Raw genomic sequence first — 12,163 nt, forward strand, 5'->3', positions numbered from 1 at the left:
CGGACAGGAAGACACCGTCGCACTCGTCGGTCGCGATGGCGAAGGCCTCGGTGGGTCCTGACCGGTTCCGGCCTCCGTGTCCTTTACCGGCCCGGCCGGAGGCGTGACGGCCCGGGTGAAGGCGGCCCGGGCCGATGTGTCCTGAACGGAGACGCCCCGAGCAGAGGCGTCCTGGGTGGAGACGCCGTCGAGCCACCAGGTGGACCTGTCGGTGCGGCCCAGCTTCGCCGTGTCGCCGGAGGCGATGGCCCGGTGGGTGCCGGTGACGATGGCCGCGAGCTCCTCCGCCCGATATTTCAGGAAAAAGTGTCCGGCTTCGTCGAGGACGACCACGGCCGTGGAGCCGGTCAGCAGGTGCCACTCGCGGTAGCGCTCCTGGTAGAACTCGGTGGCCGGATCGCGGTCGCCCGCCACGGAGATGATCGGCGCCCTGAGTGGTTCGACGCCGTCGGTGAAGAGGCGGGTGAAGTAGCGCTCCGCCTCCCTGGTGCCTTTGCGGCGGTTGTCGATCATCAGTTTGAGCTGGTCGCGCTCCAGGTCCTCCACGTCGAGACCGGCGGCCTGCAGGGCGTTGGCCCAGACCTGGTCGCTGCGGAGGCGGTCGGTCAGGTTCGACAGCCGGGCCAGCAGCGAGTTGGGGCGCGCGAAGGGGAAGATGCCGCCGAGGTAGATCGCCTCGACCTGGCGGCCCGCCGCCTCCAGATGGCGGGCGATCTCCACGGTCAGCATGACGCCGAGCCCGCAGTGCCCGTACAGCGCGAGCGGCCCCCGGACGTCCCTGAGGATCTCCGCCACGCAGCCCCGCGCGACCTCCTCCACCGGCCGGGTCTCCTCGATCAGCCCCATCTCCTGGCCGGGGACGGCGACCGCGTGCAGTGCCCAGTTCGTCGGCAGCGCGTCGGCCAGCGGCTGGTAGATGGCCGCGCTGCCACCGCCGTACGGCACGCAGACCAGGGTCGAGGTGGCCGTGCGGGCCGGGGTGAGCCGGTGCAGGAGCATGCGCGGGCCGTCGTCGGCCGTCTCGACGAGCCGGGCGAGCTCGCGGACCGTCCGGTTCTTGAACAGGTCCAGGATGGTGACCTGGCGCCCGCCCTCCGGGATGGCCTTCCTGAGGCGGGCGACCACCTGCGCGGCGAGCAGCGAGTGTCCGCCCAGGTCGAAGAAGTCGTCCAGCACGCCGACCTGGACGAGTCCCAGCACCTTCGCCCATACCGCTGCGATCGCCTCTTCGAGCGGCGTTCCCGGCGGGACGAATCCGGCCTCCTGGTCGGGTCGTGCCTCGTCGGGTTCCGGCAGCCTTGCCCGGTCGACCTTGCCGTGCGACTTCAGCGGCAGCTCGTCCAACCAGACGAACCGACCGGGGATCATGTACTCGGGAAGCCGCTCGCCGAGCCTCGCCCGCAGCTCGCTGACGCTGCTCCGGTCGCCGGCGGTCTCCGCGACGACGTACCCGACCAGCCGGTCCGCGCGCAGCTCGACGACGGCGTGGGCGATCCCCGGCTGGCCGGCGAGTACCGACTCGATCTCCGGCAGCTCCACCCGGTAGCCCCTGACCTTGACCTGCAGGTCGCGGCGGCCGAGGAAGCACAGGTCGCCCGAGGGCAGCCAGCGGCCCAGATCACCCGTCCGGTACATCCGGGCACCGGATTCGCCGTACGGGTCGGGCAGGAACCTGTCGGCCGTCAGCCCGGGGCGGCCGAGGTATCCGCGGGCGAGCCGGTCACCGCCGAGGTAGATCTCGCCGGTCATGCCCGGCGGAACCGGCCGCAGGTGCTCGTCCAGCACGTAGACCCGGGCGCCGGGCAGTGGCCTGCCGATCGGCAGGTTCAGCGCCCGCTCCTCCTCGCCGGTGACGGCGTGGGTGGAGATGCCGACCGTGGCCTCGGTGGGGCCGTAGTGGTTGACCACCGTGGTGTGCGCGGCCAGCCCGCGGGCCCAGCTCCACCCGGAGGCCTCACCACCGAGGATGAGGAGCCTGCGCGGGAGCAGTTCGGCGGGGTCGTCCACCGCGGCGAGCAGCGAGGCGAGGTGGGAGGGGGTCATCTTCAGGTAGTCGGTGCGGCTCAGCTGCCCGGCGAGCTCCTCGGCCGGGGCCTGCGGGTCGGCCAGGTGCAGCTCACCGCCGGTCATGATCGACAGGTAGAGGATCGTCACCCCGAAGTCGAACGAGAGCGACTGCAGCAGCGTGTGGACCGAGGCGGGCTCGACCTCGAAGCGCTCCCTGACCCCGGTGAGGTAGTTGAGCACCTGCCGGTGCTGCACCCCGACGCCCTTCGGCCGCCCGGTGGTCCCCGAGGTGTAGATCACGTACGCCAGGTGGTCCGGTGAGACCCCGGGAGGCTCGAACCCGGTCTCGTCCAGCGCCTCGGAGTCCAGGCGGATCACCGGCGCCTCGGGGAGATCGGGAACCAGGTCGCACAGGTCGGAGGTGGTGAGGACGGCGACGACCCCGGCGTCGGCGAGCATGTACGCCAGGCGGTCGCGGGGCTGCTTGGGATCAAGGGGCAGGTACGCGCCACCGGCCTTCAGCACGCCGATGACCGCCGCCGCGAGGTCCGTGGACTGTTCGAGAAGGACACCGACCCTGCTGTCCGGCCCCACGCCGTGGCGGTTCCTCAGCAGGGCGGCGATCCGGGTGGAACGCTCGTCGAGCTCGGCGTAGGTCAGCGAGCCGCCGCGAACCCCAGACGTCACAGACGTCACAGACGCCGTGCCCGAGGCCGGCGAGCCGGCGTGGACCACCGCCGTCGCGCCAGGGGTCAGCGCGGCCTGCGCGGTGAGCAGGTCGTGGAGCAGCTCATGGCTGGACGGCCGGAGCGCGGGTCCGGCCCCGAAGCCCAGGACCCGGTCCCGCTCGTCATCGCCGAGCAGCGAGAGCTCGCCCACCCGCGCATCGGGATCCGCCACGATCGAGCGCAGTAGCGTCTCGAACCGCGCCGCCAGCAGCTCCACGGTCTCGGGGTCGAACAGCGCGGTGCTGTAGGAGAGGTGACCGACCAGCCCGTCCGGGCTCTCGAACAGGTAGAGGCCGAGGTCGAACCGGGTCGTCCTGGCCGGGAGGGTGAGGTAGGAGACGCGCCCGTCCTCCTGGCCCGCCTTGAAGTTCTGCAGCGCGAACGTGACCTGCGCGAGCGGTGAGCGGCTGACGTCGCGGACCACGTTCAGCTCGCTGACCAGCTGGTCGAACGGGAGCTCCTGGTGCGCGAAGGCGTCCAGCGCGCTCTCCCGGGCACGGGCCAGGAAGGTGGTGAACGGCGGGTCGTCCGCCAGGTCGGCGCGGAGGACCAGGGTGTTGACGAACATGCCGACGACACCGTCCAGCTCGGGCAGCCCGCGTCCGGCGACCGGGGAGCCGACGGCGAAGTCCGCCTGCCCCGAGTAGCGGGCCAGCAGCACCTGGAAGGCGGCCAGCAATGTCATGTACGGCGTGGCACCGGACGCGGCGCCCAGCTCGGCCAGCCGCCGGGTGAGGTCGGCGTCCACCCGGACGTCGAGCGCGGCTCCCTCGTGACGCTGCTCGGCGGGGCGCGGCCGGTCGGTGGGCAGTTCGAGGGCGGGCAGCCCGGCGAGCCGGTCGCGCCAGTGACCGAGCTCGCGGCGGTGGTCCCGGCCCCGCTGCCAGAGCGCGTAGTCGCCGTAGCCGACCGGCGCGGGCGGCGGGGTCTCGCCGTCGTGCAGGGCGAGCAGCTCGCGGATGAGCAGGTCGCTTGACCAGCCGTCGATGACCGTGTGGTGGGCGGCGAGCAGGAGCACGTGGTCGTCGGGCGCCACCCGGACCAGCACCGTGCGGAAGAGCGGGCCGCGCTCCAGGTCGAACGGGACGGCGAGATCGGCGTCGAGCAACTCGATCGCGGCGGCCACGTCGGCCGCCGCGGTGACGCGCAGCTCGGCGGGTCCCGGCTCGTCGACGACGAGCTCGGGGGTGCCGTCCTCGGTGGTGAGGAACCGCATCCGCAGAGCCTCGTGGCGCGCGACGATCTCGTCCAGTGCCCGGCGCAGCGCGTCGGCGTCCAGCTCCCCGCGCAGACGCACCGCGACGGGGACCGTGTAGGTGGTGGTGCCGGGGCGGTACTGCTCCAGGAACCACAGGCGCTCCTGCGCGTGGGACAGGGGCGGGACGGTTCCCTGAGCGCGGGCGACGACGGCCCGCGACTCCCCCCGGTTCCGGAGCCTTCTCGCGAGCAGTGCCTTCTTCGCGTCCGACAGTGTTGTCTCGCTCAAGCCCGCAGCTCCGTTCTGAGGGCCGCGAGGAAGAGCGCGGCGTCCCGGCCGTTGATCAGTCGATGGTCGTAGGCGAGGCCGATGTTGGCGACGGTTCGCACGGTCACCGTGCCGTCCTCGGCGAGTACCGGCTCGGACTGCGGCGAGGTGATCGCGAGGGCGCAGACGGTGCCGGGGAAGATGAGCGGGATCGCGAGGACGACGTCGGCGTCGGTGTGCAGGGTGACGGCGATGTTGGCGCCGGTGAGGTCCTTCTCGCGGAAGTCTCCCTCGGCCGCGGCGAGCCGGTAACGCATGAGCGCCTCGGCGATCTCCCTGAGCGACCCGGTGTCGCGGACGACCGGCACGTACAGGCCCTCGCCCAGGTCGAACGTGACGCCGACGCGCGGGGCGTCGGCCAGCCGTGCCTCGTCCCCGTCGATCGAGGCGAAGAAGAGCGGAAAGGCGGGGTGCAGCACCGCCACGGCCTGTACGAACAGCTCCGCCAGGCCGACCGGCCTGCGGACCTGTCTGCTCAGCTCCCCGGTCCGCGCCAGCAGCGGGCCCACCTCGAACCTCACGACCGTGTACGCGGCGGGGATCGCGGCGTGCGAGACGGTGACGGCGCGCGCGACGGCGCGCTGCACCCGCGACAGGCGGTGGGTGCCCGCCTGTCGCCCGCCGGCTTTATCCGGATCCGTGCCGGGTTCCGGCGCGTCGGCCCGCACAGTGGCGGTCGTCTCCCCGGTACGGCGGGCGACCAGGGCCGCCACGTCGGCCCGGCGGATGACGGCCAGGCCCAGGGCCGCGACATCGGAGTCGGAGACCCCGAACTCCTCCATGGCGGCGCGGGCGGGATCGGTGACGACCGGCTGGAGAGCCGGTGCGTTCCCTCGTCCCGCCATGCCCTCGCCTGCCCCCGGCTCGAGGCCGGAGAGGACAGAGCCGGACGGAGCCGGGGCGGGACTTTCCAGGACGGGGGAGGCGGGCGGCGGGGTGGCCTCGGCGGTGACGCGGGCGAGGAGCGCGCCGGGAGCGATCCAGGTGTTGAGGGCGGCGGCGTGGTGCAGGTGGCCGGACTCCCCCGCCTCCAGCTCGTCGGCGGCCTTGGAGGTCTCCAGCACGGCGACCGCCTCCCCCGCGACGACGGGACCGCCGTCCTCGACGAGCCACTCGACGATCAGGTACTCGGTGTCGTTGTTGTTGAGCTTGGGGACGCGGATGTCAGCCACGCAGGGCCTCCCGTACGGCACGGTGAATCGTGGACTCCCCGACCAGGACCTCGTTCTCCAGGTGCGCGGCGGTGGGGATCACGGCGGCCCGCGAGTGGACGAGGCGGACGGGGCCGCGCAGGCGCTCCCAGACGCGGGCGTGCAGCAGGTGGGCCACCTCGCTGCCCCAGGTGCCCCCGGCGGTGCTCTCCTCCGCGACCACGACGACGTCCGCGAGGTGTGGCAGGAGCGCGTCGGCGTCCAGCGGATAGAGGCGGGAGGGCACCAGCAGCCGGGTGGAGATCTCCTGTTCCACCAGCAGGGAGCGCATCGCGGCCAGCACCCGGTGGGCCATCCCGCCGGGGGCGATGACAACGCAGTCGGGGCGCTCTGTGGAGTCGCGGATGTCCACCACGGCCAGGTCTCCGTCGCGGCGGAGGAGGAACAGCGGGTCCACCCGGCCCATCGGCCGGGTGTAGAGGATCTTGTCCTCGAAGAACACGCACGGCTCGCCCCGTTCCAGCATCGCCGCGAGCACCGCGCGGTTGTCGTGGAAGGGGGACATCTCGTACAGCGACAGCCCCGGCATGCCGATGAAGTGCTTCTGCAGGCTCTGGCTGTGCGTGGGGCCGTAGCCCCGGCCGCCGCCGGTCGGGCAGCGCACCACCATCCGCAGCGGCAGCCGCCCGCCGTACATCGACACCGACTTGGCGGCGAAGTTGCAGAGCTGGTCGAAGGCGAGCGACACGAAGTCGCCGAACATGATCTCGGCCACGGCCGTGTTGCCGGTCAGCGCCAGACCCGCCGCGACGCCGGTCAGCGCGCCCTCGCTGATCGGAGTGCCGATCACGCGTCCGGGAAAGCGGCTGGACAGGCCCTTGGTGACCTTGAAGGCGCCTCCGTACGGATCAAGGATGTCCTCGCCGAGGACGTAGGCGGTGGGGTCGTCGTCCAGCAGCCCGTGCAGTGCCGCGTTGAGGTTCTCCGCTACGCGCACGGTGCCTCCCAGCGGGAGAGCGGGCGCGCCGCGACCTCGTCGGCGACGGCCTGGACCTCGGCCCTGACCGCGCCGTCGATCCGGTGGAACTGCCCGGGATGGTGGTGGGCGTAGCGGCCGTACCAGTCGTTGTCCCTGGCGGCCCGTACCGCGTCGGCCGGGCGCACGTCGTCGCCCTTGCTGTGCGGCCCGAGGCGGTGGGTGACGAACTCGACCACCAGCGGCCCCGCCTCGCGCACCCGCGCCACCTCCTCCTCCAGCGCGAGGCGGATCTCGTTGACGTCCGTGGAGACGACCAGCAGGTGCGGGATGCCGAAGGCCGCCGCCCGACCGGCCACCGTGCCCGCCATCTGCGACGCGGTCGGGGTGGACTGGGCGATGCCGTTGTTCTCCACCACTACGAGCAGCGGGAGCCGCCAGAGCGCGGCGAGGTTCAGTGCCTCGTAGACCGCGCCCTCGCCCCAGGTGCCGTCGCCGATGTGGACGCAGGCCAGGGCCCCTGGCTCGGCGCGCTTGAGATGGAGCGCGACACCGGCGGCGACCGGCATGCTCTCGCCCTGCACCCCGGTGGACAGGTAGCGGTCGCGGTGGATGTGCTGGCTGCCGCCGACGCCTCCGCAGACCGCCCCCTGCCGGCCCATGATCTCGGCGAGCAGGCCGTGCGGGTCGCGGAACCTGGCCAGGTAGTGGCCGTGGCCCCGGTGGTTGCTGAAGACGTGGTCGGCCGGGCCGAGCAGGGGGCGGAGCGCGACCGGGACGTACTCCTGGCCGAGGCAGGTGTGGGTGGTGCCGTTGAGCTCGCCCCTGCCGTACAGCTCCAGGAGCTTGAGCTCGAAGTGCCTGACCAGCAGCAGGAGCTCCAGGTCCTCGTCGGCGAGGCGGGAGAGACGGAGCCCGTCGAGGGTCTCAGTCATCGCCGAGGGCGCTCGCGATCCCGGCGATCCCGGCGATCGTCGGGTTGTCGAAGAAGTCGTCCAGGGAGACCTCGATGTCCAGGCGCTTGCGCATCCGGGCGATGATCTGGGTGATGGTCAGCGAATGACCGCCCAGGTCGAAGATGTCGTCGTCGTCCTCGATCGGCGAGATGCCCAGGACCTCCTCCCAGATCTCGCGCACCTGGTCGGTCAGCGTGGTGACGGAACCCATTCGTTCTCCAGAAGTTCGTGCAGTGGCAGGTCGGGGTCATCGGTGGCGCGTTCCAGCAGGAGACGCAGGTCCTCGGCCACCCCGGCGGCGTCGGGCACCGTCTCGGGGTCGTGGCGCAGGCTGATCTCCAGCCCGCCGGGGCCGTCCACGCACTGCAGGTGCAGCGCGCCGCGTACCCCGTGGTTGAAGACCGTCCACTCCACGGACGCGTCGAGGCCGGTGAAGACCGGGTCGGCGGTGCGGCGGGTGCGGTAGCTGACGGAGACGGGCACCAGCGCGGCGTGCGGCCGGATGCGGGGCAGTGCCCGGGAGAGCGGCACCTGGCGGAACCGGTAGACCTCGCGCAGCTCGGCGCGGAGCGCGGTGGCGAACTCGCGGAAGGTCTCCCGCCCGGACGGGGTGGAGGCGACCGGGAGCTCGTTGACGAACAGGCCGATGTGACCGGTGGCCTGTTCGGGCCGGGTGGACAGGTCGACGGCGGTGGTCACCGAGGCGTTGCCGTAGCCGAGGAGCCGCGTGTGCAGCGCGGCCAGCAGCACCTCGAAGCGGGTCAGGCCGGGAATCGAGGGGACCTGTGGGTCGAGGGTGAACCGGAGCACCCGTCCCTCGCCCGCCCGCCGGGACCTCAGCGCCCGGCCGAGCACGACGGTCTCGCCCGGATCTCGCCAGCGGGGCTTCCAGAACTCACGCGCGGCGGGAAGCACGGCGGCCACCCGGTCGCGCTCGGCCCTGCCGTGGTCGATTCCGGGCAGCGGGGGCGGCGGCTCGCCGTTGTAGAAGGCGGCCAGGTCACGCACCAGGATGTCCTTGGACTGCCCGTCGAAGATCAGGTGATGGGCGACGAAGAGCAGCAGGTGCCGCCCAGGGCCGGTCTCGAACAGGGTGAAGCGGGCCAGCGGGCCCCTCTCCAGGTCGAAGGCGCGAAGGATCTCCTCCCGCACGCCCGGCCCGTGGTCCGGGGAGCCCGGGGCGGTCGGCTCCTTCGCCGGGGTGTCGGCCGAGAGATCAGCGAGGAGGGCCGCCGCCCGGCGTACCGGAACCTCGGCGCCGGGCACGAGCCGCAGCTCGTCGCCCACCTCCGCCACCACGCCGCCCAGCGCCGGGTGCCGGTCGACCACCGCGGCGCAGGCCGCCAGCAGCGCGCCGGTGTCCAGGTCGCCGCGGAGGTGAACGACCAACGGCATGTGGTAGGCGGTGCCACCACCCGCGGCCTGCTCGGTCACCCACATCCCCTGCTGGGTGAACGTGACCTCGGACCCGGACATCACACGCCCCCCATCGTCCGGCGCAGCGCCTTCTTGTCGACCTTGCCGCCGTCGTTGCGCGGCAGGGCGCCGACGGTGACGATGTGCGCGGGCAGCTCGTGCGGGGCCAACCGGCCCTTGAGGAAGATCCGCAGTTCCTCCGGCTCGAGGGGCGCCCTGGTGGCGAGGGCGACGGTGACGACGCTTCCGAGCACCGGATGGGGGACCCCGAACGCGGCCGCCTCGATCACCGCCGGGTGCCGGTGGACGGCCTCCTCGACGTGGATCGTGGAGACCTTGAAGGCCCCGGACTTCACCACGTCGCTCTCCCGGTCGACGAGGTAGAGATAACCGTCGGCGTCGAGGTAGCCGAGGTCGCCCATCCGCACCCAGCCATCGCGGAAGGTCTCGCTGCCGGGGTCGCCGTAGTAGGCGCGCGGTACCGCGGGGGATCGCATCCAGACCTCTCCGGTCTCCCCCCGCGCCAGCGGCTCGCCCGTCGCGGTGGCGATCCTGACCCGTCCCCCGGCGATGGCGCGGCCGACGCTTCCCGGCCGCTCCGGGTCGAACATCATGATCGTCTGAGCCGGGGCCGCCTCGGTCGAGGTGTAGTAGTTGGCGATCGTCGCACTGGGGAAGGCCGTGGTCAGCGCCTGGGCGACGGCCGAGGGCAGCGGCGCGGCGGCCGAGCCGAGCAGCAGCACGCTGGACAGGTCGTGCCGCTCGGCCACTCCCGCGTTGATCAGCTCGATGGCCATCGCGGGGACCAGGAAGACCGTCCCCGCCCGGTAGGACTCGATCAGCGACGCGAAGCGGCCGGGGGTGAAGCGCGGCAGCGTCACGACGGCCGGCTGGGCGTCGAGCGCGTTGATCAGCATCGTCTGCCCGGCGTTGGTGCCGATCGGGAAGGCATGGACGAGATGCCGGGAGTGCGCGAACGGGCGGCGTCTGGAACCGCAGCCATAGGTCAGGTTGGCATGGGTGGCCGAGACTCCCTTGGGGCGGCCCGTGGTGCCGGAGGTGTAGAGGATCTGGGCGAGATCTCCCGGCTCCGGTGCCGCGAGGTCGGCCTTCTCATAGGACGTTTCGGCGCTCAGGCGGTCGACGGTCGTGCTCCAGCCGACCTCGGGCACGGCGAGGTCGGCGGTGAGGCCGGCCGCGTGGACGATCCCGGTCGCACGGCAGTTGGCCAGCATGAGACGCAGGTCATCGGGGGCGAGGCGGTCGGAGAGCGGTACGGCCACCGCCCCGGCCGCCAGAACCCCGCAGAACGCCACGGCGTAGTCCGCCCAGTCGGCGGCCCCGAACACCAGGCCCACCCGGTCACCCGAGGTGACACCGCGCGCGAGCAGGCCGTTCGCGAGCGCGAGGGACCGCTCGTGCCACTGCTGGTAGGTGAGCCGGGCCGAGCCGTGCACGATCAGCGCGACCCCGTCGGGGTCGGCGAGTGCCCGGTCTCCGAGCAGTTGGGGGACGGTCAGGTTCACCGGGTGAACCTCCCACTAAAGATCGGATGTATATGCGATCAAGGCGTGTGGCCATTAAGGCCACTACAGGAAAGAATCTTTACTATTCAAAATCGAGCGCCAGTCTTACATGATCGCCACAGCCTTGCAAGACCTTTGGCGGAGGTTCACTGGGAGGACAAAACCCTCGCGAGAGTGGGCCTTGCGTCCTTGGGGTGAAGGTGTAACACTGACCACCCAGAACTAACTGAAAGGTTTCTTTCCAGAAAGTGACCTTCCCTGAGGCCCGCCCAACTGGGCAAATATGCACGGAGTGGGCCTTTTGCGTACCAATTTCCAGCGCGATTGCGCGAGTTACCGGACCCGCGGCCGAAAAAGGAGCCCTGCGTGTTCCAACCAGAGACCGTTCCAACCGGCCGGCCGGCGACGGAGTACCCCCTGTCACCCGGCCAGCAGCGGCTCTGGTTTCTACACCGGCTCGACCCGGGCGACTCGACCTACAACACATCCTATGTTTACAGGTTGAAAGGTCGCCTTGACAGGGCTGCCCTGGAGGCCGCGTTCACCGCCGCGGCCACCCGGCACGAGAGCCTGCGGACCAGGTTCCGCGAGGTGGACGGGAAGCCCCTGGCGATCGTCGACCCGCCCTCGCCGATACCGGTCGAGCGGCTGGCGGCCCGGGACGCGCGGGAGGCCGCCGCCCTGGTCTCCGCGGTCACCAACACGGCCTTCGACCTGGCCGCCGCGCCGCCGTTCCGGGTCTCGCTGATCGAACTCAGCCCCGAGGAGCACGTGCTCTGCGTCGTCCTGCACCACATCAACGGCGACGGCTGGTCGCTGAACGTGCTCCGCTCCGAGGTCGCCGTCCACTACGGCAGCCGGGGCGGCGCGGCGCTGCCCGAGCTTCCCCTGCAGTACGGCGAGTACGCGCGCGACCTGCGCCCCGCGGACTCCGAGCTCCGCTGGTGGACCGAGCGGCTCGCCGGGGTGCCCGCCCTGGAGCTCCCGACCGACCGGCCGCGCCCCGCCCTGCGGACCGGCGAGGGCGCCGAGGTCGACTTCCGGATCGAGGCCGGCATGGCCGCCTCGATCGGCGCCCTCGCCCGGCGTGCCCGATGCACGCCGTTCATGGTGCTGCTGGCGGCCTACCAGGTCCTGCTCCACCGGCACACCGGCCAGCACGACTTCTGCGTGGGCACCCCCTCGGCCGGTCGCGGCAGCACCGAGCTGGAGACCATGATCGGTTTTCTCTCCACCACGCTGGCCCTCCGCTGCGACCTGTCCGGCGACCCCACCTTCGACGACCTGCTCAGGCGCACCCGCAGGATGGTGCTGGACGGGCTCTCGCGGCAGGAGGTCCCCTTCGAGCGCCTGGTGGCGGACCTCGACATGGAACGTGATCTCAGCCGCACGCCGCTGTTCCAGACCATGTTCGCCTTCCACACCCACGGCGAGTGGGCCGAGCCCCTGCCCGGCCTCGACGCCACGCCCTTCCCCAGCGGCTGGTCCCGTGCCCGGCTCGACCTGTCCATGGACCTCTCCCCCGGCGACGACGGCCACCTGTACGGCACCGTCATCTACAGCACCGAGCTGTTCGACCGCGAGAGCGTGGAACGGCTGGTCGCCCGCTTCCAGGAACTGCTCGCGGCCGTGGTGGCCGCCCCCGGCTCGCCGGTGAGCTCACTGCGGATGCTGCCGGACGCCGAGCTCGCCCTGCTGGAGGAGTGGAACGACACCGGGACCGAACCGCCCGAGATCACGCTGGTCGACCTGCTGCTCGAACAGGCCGCGGCGACTCCGGGCGCGACCAGGGGTCTCACGAAGGTGTACGGCCGGGGGGACACCGCCGTGCACGCGTTGCGCGGCGTGGACGTCTCGTTCTCGTCCGGCGCCTTCACC

The 12,163-nt window shown here is 71.9% G+C and carries 8 protein-coding genes; 1 reads left to right on the forward strand and 7 read right to left on the reverse strand.

The window, feature by feature from the left end:
- From ABZ260_RS34645 to ABZ260_RS34675, 7 genes are all read right to left on the reverse strand, one after another.
- On the reverse strand, nucleotides 1-4,221 hold a 4,221-nt coding region (locus ABZ260_RS34645; protein WP_355626124.1), incomplete at its 3' end, for an amino acid adenylation domain-containing protein.
- A complete protein-coding gene (locus ABZ260_RS34650; RefSeq protein WP_355626126.1) occupies nucleotides 4,218-5,432 on the reverse strand; it encodes a 2-oxo acid dehydrogenase subunit E2 in 1,215 nt (404 codons plus the stop codon). The genes ABZ260_RS34650 and ABZ260_RS34645, both read right to left, overlap by 4 nt.
- Entirely contained in the window at nucleotides 5,425-6,408 is a 984-nt protein-coding gene (locus ABZ260_RS34655) for a transketolase C-terminal domain-containing protein (RefSeq protein ID WP_355626128.1), read from the reverse strand. The genes ABZ260_RS34650 and ABZ260_RS34655 overlap by 8 nt, the downstream gene beginning before the upstream one ends.
- A complete protein-coding gene (locus tag ABZ260_RS34660) occupies nucleotides 6,399-7,322 on the reverse strand; it encodes a thiamine pyrophosphate-dependent dehydrogenase E1 component subunit alpha (RefSeq protein ID WP_355626129.1) in 924 nt (307 codons plus the stop codon). The genes ABZ260_RS34655 and ABZ260_RS34660 overlap by 10 nt, the downstream gene beginning before the upstream one ends.
- A complete protein-coding gene (locus tag ABZ260_RS34665; RefSeq protein ID WP_355626131.1) occupies nucleotides 7,315-7,554 on the reverse strand; it encodes a phosphopantetheine-binding protein in 240 nt (79 codons plus the stop codon). The genes ABZ260_RS34660 and ABZ260_RS34665 overlap by 8 nt, the downstream gene beginning before the upstream one ends.
- The gene (locus tag ABZ260_RS34670; RefSeq protein ID WP_355626133.1) at nucleotides 7,533-8,819 is read right to left on the reverse strand and encodes a condensation domain-containing protein; all 1,287 of its coding nucleotides are present in this window, start codon (nucleotides 8,817-8,819) and stop codon (nucleotides 7,533-7,535) included. The genes ABZ260_RS34665 and ABZ260_RS34670 overlap by 22 nt, the downstream gene beginning before the upstream one ends.
- The gene (locus ABZ260_RS34675) at nucleotides 8,819-10,285 is read right to left on the reverse strand and encodes a class I adenylate-forming enzyme family protein (protein WP_355626135.1); all 1,467 of its coding nucleotides are present in this window, start codon (nucleotides 10,283-10,285) and stop codon (nucleotides 8,819-8,821) included. The genes ABZ260_RS34670 and ABZ260_RS34675 overlap by 1 nt, the downstream gene beginning before the upstream one ends.
- A gap of 366 nt (nucleotides 10,286-10,651) precedes the next feature.
- Here ABZ260_RS34675 and ABZ260_RS34680 point away from each other — a divergent pair.
- Nucleotides 10,652-12,163 (forward strand): condensation domain-containing protein (locus tag ABZ260_RS34680; protein ID WP_355626137.1); only part of this gene is annotated, 1,512 nt, incomplete at its 3' end.

It is taken from the genome of Streptosporangium sp. NPDC006013 (assembly GCF_040614275.1).
GTDB lineage: Bacteria > Actinomycetota > Actinomycetes > Streptosporangiales > Streptosporangiaceae > Streptosporangium.

What these genes read in the sequence shown, in the direction of transcription:
- ABZ260_RS34670 (WP_355626133.1), bottom strand. Translation starts at nt 8,819, where the DNA reads ATGTCCGGGTCCGAGGTCACGTTCACCCAGCAGGGGATGTGGGTGACC.
- ABZ260_RS34660 (WP_355626129.1), bottom strand. Translation starts at nt 7,322, where the DNA reads ATGACTGAGACCCTCGACGGGCTCCGTCTCTCCCGCCTCGCCGACGAG.
- ABZ260_RS34665 (WP_355626131.1), bottom strand. Translation starts at nt 7,554, where the DNA reads ATGGGTTCCGTCACCACGCTGACCGACCAGGTGCGCGAGATCTGGGAG.